Source organism: Ralstonia pickettii (genome assembly GCF_016466415.2).
Classification (GTDB): domain Bacteria; phylum Pseudomonadota; class Gammaproteobacteria; order Burkholderiales; family Burkholderiaceae; genus Ralstonia; species Ralstonia pickettii.
The window spans coordinates 2,300,053-2,320,724 of sequence record NZ_CP066771.1 but is presented as its reverse complement, the minus strand read 5'-3'; the positions used below and the strand labels follow the sequence as shown (position 1 = coordinate 2,320,724).

Here is a 20,672-nt window from a genome sequence, read left to right as displayed (position 1 = left end):
TTGTCTTTTCAACATGAGCTTGACTACAAAGCGGCCACTCCGGATGCCCCGGACGGCCATGCGCGCGCTTGCGGGCGCACTCACGGGGGTCATGGCGGGTGCAGTTGCGCCGGCCTGGGCACAAAGCAACACACAGGTCGCCAGCACGCCCGTCGGCGAGCTGAATCCGACGGTGGTGACGGCCTCGCGCAGCGAGCAGCCTCTGTCGGATGCGCTGCCGCACACGACGGTCATCAGCCGCGCTGACATCGAGCGCTCGCAGGCACCGGATGCGGTGACGCTGCTGCGCCGCGAGGCCGGCATCGAAATCGCGCAGAACGGCGGCCCTGGCACCAACGCGAGCCTGTTCATGCGCGGCGCCGGCTCCAATCAGACGCTGGTTCTGATTGACGGTGTGCGCGTGGCGTCGGGCACCTCGGGTGGTGCGCAGATCGCGCAGTTGATGTCCGATCAGATCGATCACATCGAGGTGGTGCGTGGCAACGTGTCTGCGCTGTACGGCTCCGACGCGATTGGCGGCGTGGTGCAGATATTCACGCGCAACGGTCGCGGCCATGGCCCGCTCGCCAATGCCGAGATCGAATACGGCGCCCGCAATACCAAGCGCGCGCAGGCTGGCATCAGCGGGTCGGTGGGCGAGAACGGTGATACGTCGTTTGCGCTGTCGGTGTCCGAATTCAAGACCAACGGGTTTTCGACCATCAACCCGCTGCAGGCGCCCAGGGCCAACCCGAACGACAATCCCTACACGAACAAGAGCGTGTCGGCGCAGTTGTCGCATCGTTTCTCCGCAGATTGGCAAGCGGGCCTGACGTACTTCCAGACCTGGGGCGACGTCAGCTACGACAACGCTTTCGGCAAGCCCACCGACAACAATGTTGCACACAACGTGGTGCGCTCGATGTCGGCCTATGTGGACGGCAAGGTCACGCAGGACTGGAAGACGCGCGTAACGCTGTCGCAAGGCGACGACCGAAGCTTGAATTTCACGAATGGCGTGTTGCAGGTGCCGGCGCGCTTCAATACCCGCAACCAAACAGCGAGCTGGCAGAACGACTGGGCTTTCATGCCGAATCAGCTGCTCAAGGTGGGACTGGAGCATCTGCAGACCAGCATCGACAGCGATGCCTACAACGTGCCCACGCGCAATGTCGATTCCGGCTACATCGGTTACGAAGGCAAGTTCGGTCCACACCAATTGCAGTTGAATCTGCGCCGTGACCGCTACTCGGACTTTGGTGGCGCGAACAGCTACTACGCCGGTTACGGCTTCGCATTCAATCCGCAATGGAAGGCGGTGGCGAGCGTGAGCAATGCTTTCCGCGCGCCCAGCTTCAACGAGCTGTACTACCCGTTCTTCGGCAACCCGAATGTACAGCCTGAGAAGGCGCGTTCAGTGGAAGGCGGCGTCGAATACAGCAGCGCGATGGGCCTGGTGCGCGTGACAGCGTTCGAGACCGACTACAGCAACCTGATCACCAGCGTGTTCGATCCGGTGGCGGGCACCTTCACGGCGGCCAACGTCAACCGCGCGCGTGTGAACGGGCTGGAGACCTCCTACCGCGGTTCGATCTATGGCGTGGATCTGCGTGCCAGCTTTACCATGCAGAACCCGCAGGACTTGTCGGCCAACCAGTTGCTGTCGCGCCGTGCGCGGCACTTCGGCAGCGTCTCGGCATACAAGACGTTCGGGCCGTTCTCGGCGGGTGTGGAGTGGAATGCGGCGGGAGATCGTCAGGATTCGACCAAGACGCTCGGCGGCTATGGCCTGCTGAACCTGGTCGGCCGCTACCAGATCACGCCTGACTGGGCAGTGTCGGCACGGGTCGAGAACGTGACGAACAAGAACTACCAGTTGATCTACCCGTACAACACGGCGTCGCGTGGGGTGTTCTTCACGCTGTCGTGGCAACAGCACGAACCGAAGCGATGACAATACCTGCACTGCCCGCACGCGGTTTTGCCTGGCGACTGTGGTCGCTGTTGGCGCTTGCGTGCGCGGTGGTGCTGGTGGCGTCGTTGATGCTCGGCAGTGTGAAGCTTTCGCCCGCCGAGGTCTGGCGGGCCCTCTATTTTGGCAATAGCGGTGGCGATAGCCTGGCAGCGGGCATCGTCACCGAGTTGCGCCTGCCGCGTGCGGGCGCTGCGTTTGCCGCCGGCGGGCTGCTGGCCTTTGCCGGAGCGCTGATGCAGATGCTGCTGCGCAATCCGCTGGCCGATCCGTATGTGCTGGGCGTGTCCGGTGGCGGCGCGGTGGCGGCGCTCACAGCAATGTTGTTTTCGCTGCCGTGGTGGGCGGTGCAGACGAGTGCCGGCGCGGGCGCCTTGCTGTCGATGGCGCTGGTGGCGGCGTTGGCGCGTCAGCACCTCTGGCGTGGTGAGCCCGGCGAGGCCAACGCGCGCCTGCTGCTTGGCGGCGTGGTGATGGCCTCCGGCTGGGTCGGCCTGATCACCCTCATCCTGACGGTTGCGCCGGAGAACAAGCTGCGCGGCATGATTTTCTGGATGGTCGGCGACCTGGGTGGCGCCGATCGTTATGTTGGTCCGTTGATGGCGCTCGTGGCCGCCGTGGCTGTGGTGCTGCCGCATGCGCGTGACCTGAACGTGCTGCTGACCGGCGAAACCCGTGCCCGTGCGCTGGGCGTGCCCGTGGCGCGGGTGCGTGCGCTGATCTACGTGGTGGCCTCGCTTTGCACGGCGGTGGCAGTCACCATTGCGGGTTCCGTCGCCTTTGTTGGCTTGCTGGTGCCGCACATGGTGCGCCTGGCGTGGACGCGCGACGTGCGCATCCACTTGCCCGCTACGGCGATGGCCGGCGGCGGGCTGCTGATGCTGGCCGACCTGATCGCCCGCACGCTGATCGCCCCGACTCAGCTGCCTGTGGGCGTGATCACCACGCTGCTGGGCGTGCCGACGTTTCTTTACCTGCTGATGCGGAGCGCGCGATGAGCTGGCGGCGCCGCCCAAGTCCTGCCCCGGATGCATTCGCGCAATTGGACGCGGCGCCCGAACTGGCGCTGCGCGATCTGCGAGTGGCGGTCGATGGGCGTGTGCTGGTTGAGCGCTTATCGATGACGGCCACCGCCGGCCAGCTCTGGTGCGTGGTCGGCCCGAATGGCGCGGGCAAGTCGACCTGGCTTTCGGTACTGGCGGGCTTGCGTTCGCCGGACGGCGGCAGCGTCGCGCTTGACGGTGTGCCGCTTGCCGATTGGCCGCCGCTCGCGATGGCCCGCCGTCGCGCGTTTCTGCCGCAGACCTTGCACGACACCTTTCCCATCACCGTTTACGACGCGGTGATGACCGGCCGCCACCCGCATCTCGCGCGCTGGGAATGGGAGGGAGATGCCGATGCGCGCGCTGTGGATGCAGCGGTGTCGGCGCTGCAGCTGCAGTCGCTGGCAGAACGCGATGTGCGCACGCTTTCTGGCGGTGAGCGTCAGCGCGTGGCGATGGCTGCCGTGGTGGCGCAGGAGGCGCGCGTGCTGCTGCTCGACGAGCCCGTCGCTCACCTCGATTTGCATCAGCAGGTTGCCGTGCTCCGCCTGCTGCGCGAAGGCTGCCGCAAACAGGGCTGGCTGGTCGTGCTGACCGTGCACGACTTGAACCTCGCGCGCCGCTTCGCGACGCATGCGCTGCTGATGGACGGCGCCGGTCACACGACCGCCGGGATCGCAGCCGAGGTGCTGACCCCCGAGCATTGCGCACGTGTGCTGCGCACGCCTATTGCCGAGGTGGCCAACGGCCGCCATACGGCCTTGATTCCTGATAATTCCGATGACGACTGAAGAGAAGAATGACGCGCTGAACGAGCGCCACCGCTCGCGCATGCAGCGCAAGAAGGCCGTAGTGGATGCCAAGATCGCCGCCGCCACCGACGTGCGCGGCGTGCTGCTCGTCAACACCGGTAACGGCAAGGGCAAATCCAGCTCCGGATTTGGCATGGTGATCCGCGCCATGGGCCACGACATGCAGGTCGGCGTGGTGCAGTTCATCAAGGGCGCGATCCCAACGGGCGAAGAGCGATTCCTGCGCCGTTTTCCCGAACAATGCAGCTTTCACGTGATGGGCGAGGGCTACACCTGGGAGACGCAGGACCGCACGCGCGACACTGAAAAGGCGCAAGCTGCATGGGCCTGCGCACGCGAGCTGCTGAGCGATCCGACCGTCGGCCTGGTGCTGCTGGATGAACTGAACATTGCGCTCAAGTACAACTACCTTGACGTGCAGACCGTGCTGGCCGATTTGCGCGCACGGCCGCCGGCCCAGCATGTGGTGATCACCGGACGCGGTGCGCCGCCCGAGCTGATTGAGGCTGCCGACACCGTGACTGACATGACGCTCGTCAAGCATGCGTTTTCCCAAGGCATCCAGGCGCAGCCGGGAGTCGAACTGTGATGAATCAAGCCATGCACATTCCGCCATTTGACGATGCGTTGCGCGCGCGCCTGCAGGCCGCCGTGGACAGCAAGACCAAGCCGCCGGGCGCACTTGGCCGGCTCGAATCGCTGGCCGTGCAGATCGGCCTGATCCAGAACACCGACACGCCGCAGCTCACGCGTCCCGCAATGGTGGTCTTTGCCGCAGACCACGGCATCGCCCACGCTGGCGTGAGCGCGTACCCCCAAGCGGTGACTGCGCAGATGGTGCTCAACTTCATCGCAGGCGGTGCGGCCGTCAACGTGTTCTGCCGTCAGCATGGGTTTGCGCTGGAGGTGGTGAATGCCGGCGTTGCCGCGCCGTTGTGGACGGCCGATACGCCGGGTCTGGTCGATGCACCCGTTGGCCCCGGTACGCGCAACTTTGCCGCCGAAGGTGTTCAGCAAACGGCCATGACCGCCGACGAGCGCCATCGCGCCATGGCACTCGGTGCGCAGCGCGTGGCACACCACGCGGCGCTCGGGACCAACGTGATTGCGCTGGGTGAAATGGGCATCGCCAACACGGCGTCTGCCGCGTGCCTGATGGCGCGGTTGTGCGACCTTCCCGTCGCGCAATGCGTTGGCCGCGGCACTGGGCTAGACGATGACGGCCTCGCCCACAAGCGGGCCGTGCTGGAAGCCGCAATGGCCAGGCATGCTGATGTACGTGAGCCGCTGGACGTGCTTGCCTGCTTCGGCGGCTTCGAGGTTGCCGCGATGGTGGGGGCGGTGCTTGAAGCGGCGCAGCGGCGCATGGTCATCCTCGTCGACGGGTTTATCGCTACGGCCGCCGTGCTGGTGGCGGCCCGTGTGGCGCCCGACGTGCTGCGCTATTGCGTGTTCGGTCATCTCTCGGACGAACGCGGGCATCGCGCGTTGCTGGAGGTGCTCGATGCGCGGCCATTGCTGTCGCTGTCGTTGCGGCTGGGCGAGGGCAGCGGTGCGGTGCTGGCGTATCCCGTGGTCGTGTCGGCAGTGGCGTTCCTGCGCGAGATGGCGACCTTCGCCAGCGCAGGCGTGAGCGAGCGCGCATCGCCATGAATGCCTGGCGCGAACATTGGCACACGCTGTGGACGGCGGTCGGGTATTTCACCCGCATCCCCGTGCCGGCGTCGGTCGGGTTCTCGCAAGCGGGGTTGAATCGCGCGGCGCGCTACTTTCCGCTGATCGGGTGGCTGGTGGGCGCCGTGGCAGCCGTGGTGTACTGGCTCGTGTCACACACGGTGCCCGCGCCAGGTGTGGCGGTGGCCATGTCGATGGTCGCGACGCTGTTGCTGACCGGCGCGTTTCACGAAGACGGTCTGGCCGATTGCGCCGACGGCTTTGGCGGCGGCTACACGCCTGAAGACCGGTTGCGCATCATGCACGACTCGCGCATCGGCGCGTTTGGGGCGATTGCCGTGTGCATGGCGCTGCTGCTGAAGTGGCAATTGCTGAGCGCGATGGCGCCGCACGGCATTGGCATCCTCGCGGCAATGGTGGCGGCGCACGCTGCCAGCCGCGCCGCCGCCGTCAGCTACCTGCTCACGCATGACTACGTGCGGGCGGAAGGCAAGGCCAAGCCGGTGGCGCAACGGATGCGATGGAGCGACGCGTTATGGGCTGGCGCGTTCGGTGTCGTGCCTCTACTGTGGTTCGGGTCGATGTGCGCGGCGCTGATCGTCGTCGGCTTGATCGTCGCGCGCTGGCTGCTGGGCCGCTATTTTGTGCGCCGCATCGGCGGCATCACCGGCGATTGTCTGGGCATGGCGCAGCAGATGTTCGAGCTGCTGATTCTGTGGGGCGTGCTGGCATGGATGTCATCCTGATCCGCCACGCGCGGCCCGCCATGACGGCAGGTCTCTGCTATGGCCGCACCGATCTGGAGCTGGCCTCGCCGATGGACCCGGAGCCGGCGGCCATCGTCGAAAAGCTTGCCGCGCACACGCCGCATCGTCTGCTGGCAAGCCCATTGCAACGCAGCCGCCTGACCGCCGAAGCAATAGCGCGAGCGGCGCGGCTTCCCACGGTCGAACTGGATGCGCAATTGATGGAACTCGACTTTGGCGCCTGGGAAGGTTGCCAGTGGGATGACATCCCCCGTGCGGAAATCGACCAGTGGGCGCGCGATCTCGTGCACGGCAATCCGCATGGCGGAGAGTCGGCGGCAGAATTGTTGGCGCGCGTCACGAGGTGGGCGACAGCAATGACCACAGCGACCGCGACGCCCACCGCATGCGTGTGGGCCGTCACGCATGCCGGCTGTATGCGTGCGCTCGCGGCGCACTGGTTGCAACGGCCGCTGGCCGAGACGCTGCAATGGCCGTTGCAATGGGGGGCGGCCTGCGGCTTTCGCGTGCTGCCCGACACGTTGCCGGTGCTGCTGTTCTGGAACCGTTGACCCGCGCGTGGTTTAGCACCCCTGCCCGTTGGTGGCTTGCGAGCCGAGGCGCCGCGCTCGGGCTTGTTCCAGGTCTTCGCACAACAGCGTTGCTGCTTCCACCAGGCGCGGGCCAAAGCGGTTGATCAGGTCACCGTTGATGCTGAAGAGATTGCCACGTTGCACCGCCAGCAATTGCGGCCAGCGTTTCCACGCGTCAAGCGTATCGATCGGACGGCTGCCTTGCGTGGCGCCCATGCTCGCGGTGAGCAGCACTTCGGGGTTGGCTGCGATCACGGCCTCGGGCGAAACGGTCGGCACCAGCAAGGGCTCGCCGGCAAACACATTCCGGCCGCCGCACAGCGCCAGCACGTCAGAGAAGATGTGCTGGCCGTTGAGCGTCATCAGCGGCTGTTCCCATACCTGATAGAACACCGAAACCGGCGGCCGGCTCGCGTAGCGTTGGCGCAGCGTATCGGCGCGTTGGCGGAATTGCTGCGCGGCGTCGTGCGCGCTCGCGCGGGTGTCGAGCAGTGTGCCGAGCGCCTCGATCGAGCGCGGAATATCGCTCATGCGATGCGGCTCGGAAAAGAACAGCGGAATGCCGAGCGCACGCAGGCGGTCGATCTGCTTTTGCGCGTTGCTGTGGCGCCAGACCACAACCAGATCAGGCTTGAGGGCAGCGATGCGCTCCAGATCGAGCGAGCGGTTATCCCCCACGTGGGGAATGTCGCGTGCGGCTGGCGGGTAGTCGCTGTAAGCCACGGTGCCGACGATGCGGCCACCGCCGCCTGCCGCGAACAGCAGCTCGGTCGCATGTGGAGCGAGGCTGACGATGCGTTGGGCGGGGCGCAGCAGCGTCACGGTGGCGCCGCTATCGTCTGTGACGGAAATGGCAGCACATGCCGGTGCGGCAGCGATCGTGACCGCAATGGCAGACAGGCCGCACACATACAGGCGACGGGTGAGGCGAGAGAGACGATTGGGCATCGGGGGGGGCAGTTCAAGCGGAGTGCGACAGCGATGCTAGCGCATCGGCAAGGCGTTGCCAGCCAGTCTCGTCCGGGGGCAGGCCGAAGCGCAAGCCGTTGACGGGTGCATCGAACAGGCGCGTCCAGATGCCGAGGCGCGCCAGGCTTGCGTGCAGCGCCTGCGCATATGCGGCGGATGCCCAGGCAAACAGCGGTGTTGCGGCATTCGGCAACCCGTGGCGATCAAGCAACGTCGAAAGCCGCCTGCCCGCAAGCTGCAGTTGCGCCCGCGTGGCAGCTTGCCAGGCGGTATCGGCCAGCGCCGCACGCACGACGGCACGCGCCGGGCCGTTGACGGTCCAGTGTCCCAACGCGTCGCGCAGTGCCGCCAGCAGTTCACGTGCAGCAAGCGCGAAGCCGATGCGGGCGCCCGCCAGCCCGTAGAACTTTCCGATCGAGCGCAACACCACGAGCCCCGGCGTGCCGGCAAGGGGTGCCAAAGTGGGGCCATCGTCGAGCGCTTCGATAAACGCCTCGTCCACGATCAACGTGCCGCCGCGCGCCTGTAGGCGTGTGTGCCAATCGCGCAGCGTTGCTGCAGGCAGCAAGCGTGCCGTCGGGTTGTTCGGGTTGACGACAACCAGGTGGCGTACGTCGTTCGGCAGATCGCCGAGAAAGGCCCCTTCGGGCAGCGGCACAACGTCGTGGCCGGCGCGTGCAAAGGCGGGCGCGTATTCGCTGTAGCCGATCTGCGCGATGCCGGCACGCCCGTGCGGCAGCAGGGTCGGCAGCGTGCGGATCGCCGCCTGCGAACCTGCAACCGCCAGCACTGCGCGCGCGTCGGTCACGCCGTAGTGCGCGGCGGCTAGCGCTTCGAGGCCGTCGTCTTCGGGCAGGCGCAACCACGCATCGGGTGGAATCGGCGGGATGGGGTAGCCATGCGGATTGATGCCCGTGGAGAGGTCCAGCCAGCCGCCGGCAGGCTCCCCATACAGCGCGCGTGCGGCCGCGAGATTGCCGCCGTGGACGATGCCGCTCACGACAGGCCCCACGCCAGCGCTGCAAGCAAGCCAAGTGCGCCGAGCCACAACCACAAAGTGCGCGACACGAGCGTCAACGCGCGTGCGATATCTGCTGCCGTTGCTGTCTCGCCCGTGCCGAGCGACGGGCGCGCTTCTTCCACGCCTTCGTAGCGTGCTGCGCCCCCGAGCTGAACGCGCAGGCTGCCGGCGCCTGCGGCCATCACCGGGCCGGCGTTGGGGCTAGACCATTGCGGCGCTTGCGTGCGCCAGCAGTTCAGCGCATCGGCGGTGTGGCCAAGCAGCGCATAGCTGATTGCCGTGAGGCGGGCGGGAATCCAGTTGAGCACGTCGTCGATGCGCGCGGCCGCCCAGCCGAAGCCGGTAAAGCGCGCATTGCGGTAGCCCCACATTGCATCGAGCGTGTTGGCCAACCGATACAGCACCACGCCCGGCGCGCCCGCCACGACGAGCCAAAACAGCGGGGCGAAGATGGCATCGCTGCCATTCTCTAGTGCAGATTCCACGGCGGCGCGTGCGATGGGCTCATCCGTGGCTTGCGTGAGGTCACGCGAGACGATGCGCGATGCTAGGGCGCGTGCGCGCGGAACATCCGCATCGCGCAGGGCAAGCGCGATCGGGGCAATGTGTTCATGCAGGCTGCGCGCGCCAATGGCGAAATAGAGCGCAACGGCATCAAGCGCTGCCACCAGCCAGGGCGACACATCACGCGCCCCGCCGACGAGCCATCCTGCAAGCAGCACGAGCGGCAACACGGCGATCGCCCATGCAGCGACGCCGACGAGGCGCGACCACGATACCGCGGCCGGTGCGCGATTCATCCGGCGCTCAATGGGTTTGGCGAGGCGCCCGAAGCCGACCAACGGATGCCAGCGCGGCACCTCTCCGAACAGCCGGTCGAGCAGCACGCCCGCCAGCGCGGCGAGCGCCACGAGCGGCCACCCGAGATCGAATACGCCGCCCTGCAACACGCTCACGTTGCAGCGCCGAGTGCCGGCCCCTTGACCACCATCGGGATGCCTGCCACCAGCAGATGCACGTTGTCGGCCAGTGCGGCAAGGCGTTGGTTCAGCCGGCCCAGTTCGTCCACGTAGAACCGCGTGACGGCGCCCATCGGCACCACGCCCAGGCCGATTTCGTTGCTGACCAGGATGACCTCGCCGGGCAGCAGCGGCAGGGCGGTGAGCAGCGCGTCAATCTCGGCCGTCCAAGCTTCGGGTGGGGTGACGAGGCCTGTCTCGGGGTATTCGTGGTGCTCGGAGAAGAGCAGATTGTTGAGCCACAGCGTCATGCAATCGACCAGCACACAGCCACCGTGCTGCGCGTGCGTGTAGAGCGCTTCGGCCAGGTGCACGGGCTCTTCGACCAGCCCCCAATTCGCCGGGCGGCGTGCGCGATGCAGGGCCACGCGCAATTGCATTTCTTCATCGCCCTCGCCGGCGGTGGCAACGTACGTGACGACCCCCGCGCATTGCAGCGCGAGCTGTTCGGCGTGGTGGCTCTTGCCTGAGCGGGCACCCCCGAGAACGAGTGTGAGGCGGCGTGACATTCCGGCATTTTAGCGGGGGCGGAGCAGCCAGGCACGATAACGCCGGTGCGATAATCCGCGCATGTCGAAAGCTCCATTTCCTGTGTCGCCCACATCGCTTCGGGGCACGATGATGATCCAGGGCACCACGTCCGATGCCGGCAAGAGCACGCTGGTCGCCGGCCTGTGCCGTGTCGCGCATCGCGCCGGTGTGCGCGTGGCGCCGTTCAAGCCGCAGAACATGGCGCTCAACAGCGCCGTCACCGCAGATGGCGGCGAGATCGGCCGCGCCCAGGCCCTGCAGGCGCAGGCGGCGGGCGTCGCGCCCACGGTCGACATGAACCCCGTGCTGCTCAAGCCCAACAGCGACACCGGTGCCCAGATCATCATCCACGGCCAGGCGCGCTGCGACCTCGACGCTCGCGCGTATCACGACTACAAGCCCACCGCCATGGCTGCCGTGCTCGAATCGCACACACGGCTGCGTGCGCGTTACGACCTTGTGCTGGTTGAGGGCGCCGGCAGCCCGGCGGAGGTCAACCTGCGCGACCGCGACATCGCCAACATGGGCTTTGCCGAAGCCGTCGATTGCCCCGTCGTGCTCGTCGCCGACATCGATCGCGGCGGCGTGTTCGCGCACCTGCTCGGCACGCTCGCTTGCCTGTCAGAAAGCGAGCGCGCGCGCGTGGCGGGCTTCGTCATCAACCGGTTTCGCGGCGATATTTCGTTGCTGACGCCGGGGCTCGACTGGCTGACCGCACAGACGGGCAAGCCGGTATTTGGCGTGCTGCCGTATCTGCACGGCCTGCACCTCGACGCAGAAGACGCGGTGCAGACGGCACAGCGCGCAGCTTCGGCCGATGCGCTGCGCGTCGTCATTCCTGTGCTTCCGCGCGTGTCCAATCACACCGATTTCGACGCGCTGCGCGCGCACCCGCAGGTGGACGTCCGCCTGGTCGGTCCTGGCCAGCCGATTCCGCCCGCCGACCTCATCATCCTGCCTGGCAGCAAGAGCGTGCAGGCCGATCTCGCCTGGCTGCGCGCCAACGGCTGGGATGCGGCCATCGCGCGGCATCTGCGCTATGGAGGCAAGCTGATCGGCATCTGCGGCGGCATGCAGATGCTGGGGCGGCGCCTGCATGATCCGAACGGGCTGGAGGGCGCAGCTGGCAGCGTCCAGGGTCTGGGCTATCTGGATTTCGAGACCACGTTGGAGCCGGCCAAGCAGTTGCGTCAGGTGCGCGGCACCTTGGCCGAAAGCGGTGCGGCCATCGACGGCTATGAAATCCACATGGGCGTGACCGTGGGGGCGGCTCTTGCGCGCCCCGCCGTTCAACTGGACGATGGCCGCGCAGATGGCGCGATCTCCGCCGACGGGCAGATCCTGGCGACTTACCTGCACGGCTTGTTCGACGCGCCCGAGGCGTGCCGCGCGTTGCTCGCCTGGGCCGGTGTGAGCGATGCGCGGGCGCAGGACTATGCTGCCTTGCGTGAAGCATCGCTCGAACGTCTGGCCGACACGTGCGAAGCGCATCTGGACCTCGCTGCGCTCTTCCGAACGCTGCCACGTGCGGGCTGAGCCATAATTGGCGGATGGGCAGATCCGCCGAGTGATCGACTCGGCACATGATTCGACGAGCGCAAGGAGGCAGGCATGCCGGTGGCCGTTGTAGCGAATCCGAAGGGCGGGGTGGGCAAAAGCACGCTGGCGACCAATCTGGCCGGCTACTTTGCCGCGCGGGATCATGCCGTGATGCTGGGAGACACCGACCGCCAGCAGTCCTCACGCGAGTGGCTGGCGCTGCGCCCCGAGACCGCCAAGCCCATCCGCACCTGGGAAATCAACGCCGACCACATCGCCAAGCCGCCCAAGGGTACGACGCACGTGGTGCTCGATACGCCGGCGGGTCTCCACGGCTGGCGGCTGGCGGATCTCGTCAAGATGTCCGGCTACGTAATCGTGCCGTTGCAGCCCTCCATGTTCGACATCCTGGCCACGCAGACCTTCCTGCGGAAACTGGCCGATGAAAAGCCGGTGCGCCATGGCGAGGTCAAGCTCGGCGTGGTCGGCATGCGCGTGGACATGCGCACGCGTGCCGCAGAACAGCTTCAGCGTTTCGTGCAGGGGCTGGAGGTGCCGATCCTCGGTTATCTGCGCGATACCCAGAACTACGTACAACTGGCCGCACATGGCCTGACGTTGTGGGACGTGGCGCCCTCGCGCGTGGCCAAAGACGTGGAGCAGTGGAGCGGCATTCTCGAGTGGCTCGGAGAATCGCCTCCGCAGGCCAGTGTTGCCGATACATCGGCGGCGGCATGAAAAAAGCCCGGCATTGCCGGGCTTTGTCGTAGGACGCGGCTGCCGCATCCCTCAGATTTCGAGGTTATCGATCAGGCGCGTCTTGCCAAGTTTGGCGGCCGTCAACACGACCAGCGGTTCGCCCGCAGCGATGTTCTCGGGTGTCGGTTCTTGCAGGTCGGAGCGGCGGCGCACGGCGACGTAGTCGGGTTGCCAGCCGCGGCCACGCAGATATTCCATTGCCTTGGTGGTCACCTCTTCGTGCGACGCCTGGCCCTGCAGCACGGTTTCCAGCACGTCCTGACGCACCTGATGCAGCGTGCGATACAGCTCAGGAGCTTCTGCGCGCTCTTCGTTGGTCAGGTAGACATTGCGCGACGACAGCGCCAGACCATCATCCGCGCGGACTGTTTCGGCGGGGACGATGTCGACCGGCAACGCAAACTGATGCGCCATGCGGCGCACGATCATCAACTGCTGGTAGTCCTTCTTGCCGAACACGGCCACGCGCGGCTGCACGCAGCAGAACAGCTTCATCACCACCGTGCACACGCCCTTGAAGAAGCCAGGGCGGAATTCGCCTTCGAGCGTGTCGCCAAGGTCGTGCGGCGGCTCGACGCGATATTCCTGCGGCTCGGGGTACATGTCGCGCTCGGTGGGCGCAAACAACACGTACACGCCTTCCTTCTGCAGTTTTTCGATGTCGTCCTGCAGCGTGCGCGGGTATTTGTCGAAATCTTCGTTCGGGCCGAACTGCAGGCGGTTCACGAAAATGGACGCCACCACCGGGTCGCCGTGCTGGCGCGCCAGGCGCATCAGGCTCAGGTGGCCTTCATGCAGGTTGCCCATGGTCGGCACGAAGGCGACGCGGTTCTGGCCGCGCAGCTGATCGCGCAGTTCCTGGATCGACGAGATGACTTTCATAGTTGTTGTGTGATTCGGCCCGAGTCGGGTCGGACGAATTACGTCGGAGAATAGGCGAGGCGCACGTAAATGGGCGCGTACGGTTCGGCCTGCGTGATTTCGAGCAGCGATTCGCGTGAAAGCTCGAGCATGGCGACAAAGTTGACGACCACGATGGGCGCGCCCTTGCCGGACTGGATCGCGTCTTCGAACAGCTCGGTGAACTCCATGAACCGTGCATGCTGCAGCCGGCGCAGGATCTGGCTCATGTGCTCGCGCACCGACAGCTCTTCGCGCGAAATCTTGTGGTGCTGCGTGAGCTTGGCCCGCCGCAGCACGTCGGCCCACGCGGCACGCAGGTCGTCGGAATTGACGTCGGGATAGCGTGGCGCGAGGCTCTGCTCGATGTAGACCTGCGCGCGCAGAAAGTCGCGGCCCAGTTGCGGCACGGTGTCCAGCTTTTGCGCGGCGAGTTTCATCTGCTCGTATTCGAGCAGGCGGCGCACCAGCTCGGCGCGCGGGTCTTCGGGTTCCACGCCTTCGTCGGTCTTCTTGACCGGCAGCAGCATGCGCGACTTGATCTCGATGAGCATGGCGGCCATCAGCAGGTACTCAGCAGCCAACTCCAGGTTGGTCGCGCGAATCTGCTCGATGTACGCCAGATACTGCCGTGTGACCTGCGCCAGCGGAATGTCCAGCACATTGAAGTTCTGGCGGCGGATCAGGTACAGCAGCAAATCCAGCGGCCCTTCGAACGCTTCAAGGAAGACCTCGAGCGCATCGGGCGGGATGTAGAGATCCTGAGGAAGCTTGAACAGCGGCTCGCCGTAGAGCCGTGCAAAGGCGAGGCCATCAACCTGCGCGGGCATGGAATCCTGTTCGGGCGCCACGCTGGGCAGCTCGACGGGCAGTGGCAGCTTGTCCTGCGCGGAAGTGGTCATGCGGCGGGCGCCTGGGCGGGCTGAAGGCCGGTCGGCCGATCAGTCCAGCGAATAGACGTACGGCTTTTGCGCTACGCGTGCGGCCTTGGCGCGTGCACGCTCTTCCAGGTCGATCGGGTCCTTGTCCCACAGCAGGGAGCGCCCTTGGCGCTGTTGCGCTTCCAGGTCGGGCTTCTGGGTCTTGAGTTCTTCCAGGAACTGGGTGATCTCGGACTTGTACAGGGCCATGGCGGTATGTGATGTTGGATGATCTTGCCCGCGCGGAAAGATGCCGGGCGGAAAACCCGCGCATTTTACCGTATTGGCCGTCGCAACGGCCTTGGGCACGGCGCGTGCGAAACCCCTTCCGCCGATCCGGAAGGGCGCGTTCGTTGCATTTGCCTGGGCACGCGCCGGGGGCGGTATGGTCAAATACGCCTTTCCTTCGACTCAGCCGGCCCGTGGGGCGGCGCCACGCTTGCCACGATGACCGGCTCCAATCGACCATCGCGACCGTTCCGAGCACCACGCTTCCGTCTTCTGGGTTTGCCCGGCGCCGCGCTGGCGGCGGGCTTTGCGCTGTCCCTCATCTGCGCCCCGGCGCACGCTGAATACGACGTCAAGATCGAGGCGCCGAAGTCCATTCGCGATTTGCTCGAGCGCCATCTGGACCTGTCGCGCTACAAAGACCGCAAGGACATCACCGACGACCAGCTCCAGTACATGGTCGAAACCATTGGCGATCAGGTCACCAAGCTGACGGCCACCGAAGGCTATTTCGTGCCCAAGGCGACCGCCAAGCTTGAAGGCCCGCCGGACCATCGCATCGTCAACGTGAAGGTCGAGCCCGGCCCGCGTACCACCATCGACAATGTGGCGCTCGACTTCACCGGCGCCGTTACGCAAGACGCCAAGCGCATCGACGAGTTGAAAAAATCGTGGAGCCTGCAGCACGGGATGGCGTTCCGCCAAGCAGGCTGGGACAAAGCCAAGGACGACGGTCTGGCCGCCCTGCAGAGCAAACGTTATTACGCGGCCAAGCAGACGTCGTCGCAAGCGCGTGTCGATCCGGACGAAAGCAAGGCGGACCTGTCGGTAGGCTATGACAGCGGTCCGGCGTATACGCTGGGGCCGCTGGACGTGCAGGGCTTGTCGCGCTATCCCCTCAGCATCATCAACCACGTGAACCCGTTGCGGGTGGGTGAGGATTACTCGGCTGATCGACTGCAGTCACTTCAGGCCGCCATCCAGGGGCAACCGTATTTCTCCAACGCCATCGTTGACCTGGGCGACGATCCGAAGAACCCGGTCAACGCGCCGGTGCGCGTGCGCGTGCGTGAGTACCCGCCCAATCGCATCACCAGCGGTGTGGGGTACGGTACGGACACGGGCGCCTCGCTGGAAGGGCGCTATCAATATCTGAACCTGTTCAGCAAGGCATGGGTGCTCGACACGCAGGCCCGCCTCGAACAACGCCGCCAGTACCTGTTTGCCGGCGTGACGGTGCCGCCTGACGACAAGCAATACGTCAACAGCCTTTACACCAGCATGGACCGCACCGACACCTCGGGCACCGAGACGCGCAGCTATCGCTCCGGCTTCAAGCAGACGCGCGTACGCGGCATCTATGAGACGTCGTTCACCGTTGATTTCTACTATGACGACCTGCGGCCCGAAGGCGCCGAGCGCCAGTTGAGCAAGGCGCTCGTGCCGGGTTTCGCCTGGACGCGCCGCGATGTGGACGACCCGCTGTTTCCGCGCCGCGGCAACATCATCACCACGCAGATCGGCGCGGCAGTGAAAGGCGTGCTGACCGACCAATCGTTCGTGCGGTCGTACAGCCGCATCCGCCAGTTCGTGCCGGTGGGGCAGCGAGACATCTTCGTTGCACGCGGCGAGCTGGGCGCTGTCATCACCTCCGGTGCCGGCGATGGTGTACCGGCCACGCTGCGCTTCCGCACGGGCGGCACGCAGTCGGTGCGCGGCTACGATTTCCAAAGCATCGGTAACGACGTGAACGGCAGCACGCTGCCGACCAAGTTCCTCGTCACCGGCGGGCTGGAGTATCAACGCTGGTTCCTCCCGCAATGGGGCGCCGCCGTGTTCTGGGATACCGGCACGGCCACCGACAACTGGTCGGAGCGCCGCTGGTTCAATGGGGTGGGTGTCGGCGTGCGCTGGAAGAGCCCGGTGGGGCCAATCCAACTCGACATGGCCTACGGCATTCAGCAGAAGCAGTTCCGGCCGAGCGTGTCGCTGGGCATCGCGTTCTGAACATGACGATGACCGATCCGCAAACGCCCGAATCGAACCAACCCGCTACACCACGTCTGGCGCGTCCGAAGCGCGGCTGGGGCCGCCGCGCGCTGCGCTGGTTCGGTGCCTTTGCTGCCCTGGTCCTGACGATCGTGCTGGGGCTCGCAGGCTGGCTGGTCTGGGCCATCCATTCGCAATCGGGCACGGCGCAGTTGTGGGCCCTCGCCACGCGCTTCGGCAACGCTTATGTGTCGGGCAAGCTGGAGGGCGGCACGGTGCGCGAGGGGCTCTCGCTGCGGGATCTGCACGTGCGTGCGGGCAGCACGGAAGTGCGCATCGACCATGTGGAAGGCCGCTGGGCCATCACACGCGGGCCGTGGCATGCGCATTTCGCGTATCTCCGTGCGGGCAATGTCGAGGTGATCCTGCATCCGACGCCGCCCACCCCGCCGAGCGGTCCGCCCGATTCGCTGGCGCTGCCGCTGGCGCTGGATGTGGACCGCCTCGCCGTCGACCGCCTCGCCATCCGGCAGGGCACGTCGACCACCGAGTTGAAATCGATTGCCGGCAGCCTGCACAGCGACGGCACGCACCACAATGTGCTGCTCGACGGCATGGAATCGCCCGCCGGCAAGCTGGCCGCCACGCTGCGCATGACCGGCACGCGGCCATATCCGCTCACCGGTGCTGCAACACTCGCGACGCAGTTTGAGGTCAACGGCCAGAAGCAGGACGCCTCGGTGTCGGCGCAGCTGTCGGGCTCGCTGGAAGCGCTGCATATCGACGCTACCGGCACCGGTGCCAAGCTGACCGCGCAGGCACTGATCGATGCCACGCCGTTCGGGGCGCTGCCGCTGTCGCGTGCCGTGGTGTCGGCGGAACACGTGAATCCGCGTGCGTTTGCGCCAAGCGCGCCCGAAGCGTCGTTGTCGATCCACGCGGACCTGCGCCCCGACGAGCAGGCCAAGACGCTGACGGTGGCGGGCCCCATCCAGATCGACAACGCGCAGCCCGGCACGCTCGACAAGCAGAAGCTGCCGCTGCAATCGCTGCGTGCGCAGGTGCGGCTGAACGAAATCGATCAGCAGCTCACCGGGCTGGATGTGCGTCTGCTGGGCGGCGCGGCGCTCACGGGTGGCGCCGATGTGCAGAAGGGGCATGGCGCACTTCGCGTGGATGTGCGCCAGCTCGATCTGCAGGCGCTGCACGCATCGCTGGAGAAGACGAAACTTGCTGGCCCCATCACCGTGGAGTTTGCGGGTGGCACGCAACGCGTGGCGCTTGATCTGGCGGGCGGGGACATGCGTGCGCAAGCGAAAGCCGTGCTGGATGCGGCGCAGGTTGCAGTGGAGAGCGCCCAGGTGTCGCTGGGGCGCTCGCGGCTGACGTTGGCGGGCACGCTCAGGCATGACGACGCGCAGTCGTTCGCCTTCAAGGGCAACCTGGCGGAGTTCGATCCGTCGCGGCTGGCCAAGGTGGCAAAGGGCCGCGTCAATGCCGAGTTCGACGCGCGCGGCTCGCTGGGTGAGCCGATCGACGCCGCCGTCAAATTTTCCGTGCGCGATAGCGAATACACAGGCTTGCCGATGACCGGCGAGGGCAATGTCCACGTGCGCGGTGAACGTCTGCTGCCCAGCGACGCCAGGCTCGACGTGGCCGGCAACAAGGCCAGCCTGCGGGGCAGTTTCGGCGCCGCCGGCGATCGCATGCATGTCGACATCGATGCGCCGCAGCTCGCACGCTTGCAGCTTGGCGTGAGCGGGGCAGTCACCTTGTCCGGCGATGTCTCCGGCACGATCAAGCGCCCGCAAGTGGATGCCACGTTCCGCGCCAATCAGCTTGCCTATCAGGGAAACAAGATCGACACCGCCAACGGCCGGGCGCAGATCCGCGATGGGATCGATGGGCCATTGCTGGTCGAGCTGACCGCGCAGCGCGTGACGGGCCCGAGCCTGTCGTTGCGAGAAGTGCATGCCACGTTGGATGGCACGCGCCGCGCCCACCGCTTCCGCGCCGATGCCGACGGCAACGTGCGCAACCAGCCGTTCAAGTTTGCACTGGCAGGCGACGGGGCGTTGACGCCCGGCAAGGACGGCGATGGGTGGGACGGCACGATCTCCACGCTGTCGGCGCAGGGCGCCCCCAACCTGCAACTCACGGCTCCGGTGAGGCTCGCGATGGCACCCGGTCGCCTGATGATGGGCCGTGCGGACCTGACGCTGGACCAGACGCCCATCCACATCGAGCGTGTCGAATCCGCCCAGGGACACGTGCGCAGCGCAGGCCGTGTCGACGGCTTGCAGATCGCGCGGGTACTGGAGCTTGTGCGCACCTGGACGGGCCAGGCTCCGCCGGTACGCACGGATCTCGTCGTCGACGGGCAATGGGATCTGGATCTCGGCAGCACAGCCACCGGCACGGCCCGCATCGCCCGCCGCAGCGGCGATCTGTCCATCAACGCCGGCCGCGGTTTCACGGCATTGGGGTTGACCGAAGCGACCGTGGAAGCGCGTGGCGAGGGCATGCGCCTCGGGCTGCGCGGGAATGTGCAGTCGACGCGCGTCGGCAATCTTTATCTTGATGCGGGTGTCGGGCTCGTGCGTGATCCGGGACCGGGCTCCCTGGCGCTCATGGCACCCACGTCGCCGCTCTCCGGCGGCTTGACGATCAGCCTGCCGCACCTCAAGAGCATCGGCGACCTGCTGGGACCGGATGTAGCAACGGACGGGCAGCTTGCTGCCAGCCTGACGTTTGCGGGCACCGTGGGCGCGCCCAAAGTGAGCGGCTTCCTGACCGGCCAGGACATCGACGTGGCGCTTTACGATCAGGGCATCCGCCTGACCAAGGGGGTCGTGCGCGTGGCGCTCGACCAAAACGTGGTCGACCTGCAAGAGGTGGTGTTCCACGGCGGCGACGGCACCGTGCGTGCGCAGGGCCGCGTGCAGTTGGGCGAGGCGAACCCGAACCTCGCGGGCTCCATCGTCGCCGACAAGCTGCAGCTCTTTGCCGATCCGGACCGCACGCTGGTGCTGTCGGGCCAGGCGCGCATTGCAAACGACAATGACCGCGTGGCCATCACCGGCAAGTTCAAGGTCGACCGCGGCCTGTTCGATCTGCCGAAGGACGGCGCGCCTTCGTTGGGCGACGACGTGGTCATCGTCCGCCGCACCGATGCCGCCCGCAACCAGGCCGAACGCGGTGTCAAACGCGAAGAAAAGCCGGCTGGCCGCTTCAGCCCGGTGGTCGATGTCGATGTCGATTTTGGCGACAACTTCCGCTTCAAGGGTGCCGGAGCAGACCTGTCACTTGGTGGCCAGATGCACGTGCACAGCGAGCCGCTCGTGCCCCTGCGCGGCACCGGTACGATCTACGTGCGCGAGGGCAGCACGTACGAGGCGTTCGGTCGCAAGCTGGCCATCGAACGGGGCGTGCTGAACTTCGTGGGGCCAATCAACAACCCGTCGTTCAACATCACCGCCATGCGCCGTAACCAGGAAGTGGAAGCCGGCGTGCAGGTGACCGGCACGGTGCGGCAGCCGCGCGTCACGCTTGTCTCCGAGCCCAACGTGCCCGATGAAGACAAGCTCTCGTGGCTGATGTTCGGCTATAGCGCATCGAACGCCGGCCTGGGTCAGCAGCAGGCGATGTCAGGCGCGGCGCTCGGCCTGCTGGGCAACGTGGCGGGCAAGAACGTGGCACGGCGCTTCGGTCTCGACGAGTTCTCGATCGGGCCGTCCGCCGCAGGCCTGACCGACCCGCAGGTGGTAAGCCTCGGCAAGGCAATCTCGGAGCGCATCACCGTTGGCTACGAGCAGAGCCTGTCGACGGCCGATTCCATCGTCAAGCTGACGTGGCAGTTCTCCCGGCGGTGGTCGGTGGTGGCCCGCGGCGGCACGATCAACGGCGCGTCGGTCCTGTTCAACAAGCGTTGGTAATCGGATAGCCCGGCTGCCAGAATGGTGGCCGGACCATGTTTCG

General features: G+C 66.3%; 18 protein-coding genes. 11 read left to right on the top strand and 7 right to left on the bottom strand.

What is annotated here, in order from left to right:
• Window positions 1–43: 43 nt before the first annotated feature.
• From RP6297_RS10925 to cobC, 7 genes are read left to right on the top strand one after another with little or no spacing between them, the layout of a single operon-like run.
• Window positions 44–1,933 (top strand): TonB-dependent receptor domain-containing protein, encoded by a 1,890-nt coding sequence (locus RP6297_RS10925; RefSeq protein WP_037028209.1) that lies wholly within the window; start codon window positions 44–46, stop codon window positions 1,931–1,933.
• Window positions 1,930–2,949 (top strand): FecCD family ABC transporter permease, encoded by a 1,020-nt coding sequence (locus RP6297_RS10920; RefSeq protein ID WP_037028210.1) that lies wholly within the window; start codon window positions 1,930–1,932, stop codon window positions 2,947–2,949. The genes RP6297_RS10925 and RP6297_RS10920 overlap by 4 nt, the downstream gene beginning before the upstream one ends.
• Window positions 2,946–3,785, top strand: coding sequence for an ABC transporter ATP-binding protein (locus RP6297_RS10915; protein WP_037028211.1), 840 nt, complete (start codon window positions 2,946–2,948; stop codon window positions 3,783–3,785). Before RP6297_RS10920 ends, RP6297_RS10915 begins: the two co-directional genes overlap by 4 nt.
• Complete coding sequence (cobO, locus tag RP6297_RS10910; RefSeq protein WP_037028213.1) at window positions 3,775–4,395, top strand: cob(I)yrinic acid a,c-diamide adenosyltransferase; 621 nt, start codon at window positions 3,775–3,777, stop codon at window positions 4,393–4,395. The genes RP6297_RS10915 and cobO overlap by 11 nt, the downstream gene beginning before the upstream one ends.
• Window positions 4,395–5,459 (top strand): nicotinate-nucleotide--dimethylbenzimidazole phosphoribosyltransferase, encoded by a 1,065-nt coding sequence (gene cobT, locus RP6297_RS10905; protein ID WP_037028214.1) that lies wholly within the window; start codon window positions 4,395–4,397, stop codon window positions 5,457–5,459. Before cobO ends, cobT begins: the two co-directional genes overlap by 1 nt.
• On the top strand, window positions 5,456–6,226 hold the full coding sequence (locus RP6297_RS10900; RefSeq protein ID WP_037028215.1) for an adenosylcobinamide-GDP ribazoletransferase: 771 nt from the start codon (window positions 5,456–5,458) through the stop codon (window positions 6,224–6,226). The genes cobT and RP6297_RS10900 overlap by 4 nt, the downstream gene beginning before the upstream one ends.
• Window positions 6,211–6,798: an alpha-ribazole phosphatase gene (gene cobC / locus RP6297_RS10895; RefSeq protein WP_037028216.1), complete on the top strand. Its 588-nt coding sequence runs from the start codon at window positions 6,211–6,213 to the stop codon at window positions 6,796–6,798. The genes RP6297_RS10900 and cobC overlap by 16 nt, the downstream gene beginning before the upstream one ends.
• 12 nt (window positions 6,799–6,810) lie before the next feature.
• On the opposite strand, the gene RP6297_RS10890 is transcribed toward cobC, so the two are convergent.
• Genes RP6297_RS10890 through cobU form a run of 4 tightly spaced genes read right to left on the bottom strand, consistent with a single transcriptional unit; the run spans window position 6,811 to window position 10,337 of the window.
• The gene (locus RP6297_RS10890; RefSeq protein ID WP_037028217.1) at window positions 6,811–7,767 is read right to left on the bottom strand and encodes a cobalamin-binding protein; all 957 of its coding nucleotides are present in this window, start codon (window positions 7,765–7,767) and stop codon (window positions 6,811–6,813) included.
• A gap of 13 nt (window positions 7,768–7,780) precedes the next feature.
• Complete coding sequence (gene cobD / locus RP6297_RS10885; RefSeq protein ID WP_037028803.1) at window positions 7,781–8,788, bottom strand: threonine-phosphate decarboxylase CobD; 1,008 nt, start codon at window positions 8,786–8,788, stop codon at window positions 7,781–7,783.
• Window positions 8,785–9,765: an adenosylcobinamide-phosphate synthase CbiB gene (gene cbiB / locus RP6297_RS10880; protein ID WP_037028218.1), complete on the bottom strand. Its 981-nt coding sequence runs from the start codon at window positions 9,763–9,765 to the stop codon at window positions 8,785–8,787. The genes cobD and cbiB overlap by 4 nt, the downstream gene beginning before the upstream one ends.
• Window positions 9,762–10,337, bottom strand: coding sequence for a bifunctional adenosylcobinamide kinase/adenosylcobinamide-phosphate guanylyltransferase (cobU, locus tag RP6297_RS10875; RefSeq protein ID WP_037028220.1), 576 nt, complete (start codon window positions 10,335–10,337; stop codon window positions 9,762–9,764). The genes cbiB and cobU overlap by 4 nt, the downstream gene beginning before the upstream one ends.
• Before the next feature lie 61 nt (window positions 10,338–10,398).
• On the opposite strand from cobU, the gene RP6297_RS10870 reads away from it, so the two are divergent.
• Both RP6297_RS10870 and RP6297_RS10865 read left to right on the top strand, forming a co-directional pair.
• On the top strand, window positions 10,399–11,895 hold the full coding sequence (locus RP6297_RS10870; RefSeq protein WP_037028222.1) for a cobyric acid synthase: 1,497 nt from the start codon (window positions 10,399–10,401) through the stop codon (window positions 11,893–11,895).
• A 75-nt stretch (window positions 11,896–11,970) separates the two neighbouring features.
• Window positions 11,971–12,636: a ParA family protein gene (locus tag RP6297_RS10865; protein ID WP_012762573.1), complete on the top strand. Its 666-nt coding sequence runs from the start codon at window positions 11,971–11,973 to the stop codon at window positions 12,634–12,636.
• Window positions 12,637–12,687: 51 nt separating this feature from the next.
• Here RP6297_RS10865 and panC read toward each other — a convergent pair whose 3' ends face one another.
• The 3 genes from panC to RP6297_RS10850 are packed head-to-tail and all read right to left on the bottom strand — an operon-like array spanning window position 12,688 to window position 14,687.
• Window positions 12,688–13,539, bottom strand: a complete 852-nt coding sequence (panC, locus tag RP6297_RS10860; protein ID WP_012762572.1) for a pantoate--beta-alanine ligase — start codon at window positions 13,537–13,539, stop codon at window positions 12,688–12,690.
• A gap of 38 nt (window positions 13,540–13,577) precedes the next feature.
• Window positions 13,578–14,459, bottom strand: a complete 882-nt coding sequence (locus RP6297_RS10855; RefSeq protein WP_037028225.1) for a segregation and condensation protein A — start codon at window positions 14,457–14,459, stop codon at window positions 13,578–13,580.
• Between the two features lie 39 nt (window positions 14,460–14,498).
• On the bottom strand, window positions 14,499–14,687 hold the full coding sequence (locus RP6297_RS10850; RefSeq protein WP_012762570.1) for a DUF3460 family protein: 189 nt from the start codon (window positions 14,685–14,687) through the stop codon (window positions 14,499–14,501).
• A 237-nt stretch (window positions 14,688–14,924) separates the two neighbouring features.
• Here RP6297_RS10850 and RP6297_RS10845 point away from each other — a divergent pair, with 237 nt between their 5' ends.
• Both RP6297_RS10845 and RP6297_RS10840 read left to right on the top strand, forming a co-directional pair.
• Window positions 14,925–16,712, top strand: coding sequence for an autotransporter assembly complex protein TamA (locus RP6297_RS10845; RefSeq protein WP_037028228.1), 1,788 nt, complete (start codon window positions 14,925–14,927; stop codon window positions 16,710–16,712).
• Window positions 16,713–16,720: 8 nt separating this feature from the next.
• Entirely contained in the window at window positions 16,721–20,629 is a 3,909-nt protein-coding gene (locus RP6297_RS10840; protein ID WP_223293236.1) for a translocation/assembly module TamB domain-containing protein, read from the top strand.
• The last annotated feature ends 43 nt before the right edge of the window (window positions 20,630–20,672 follow it).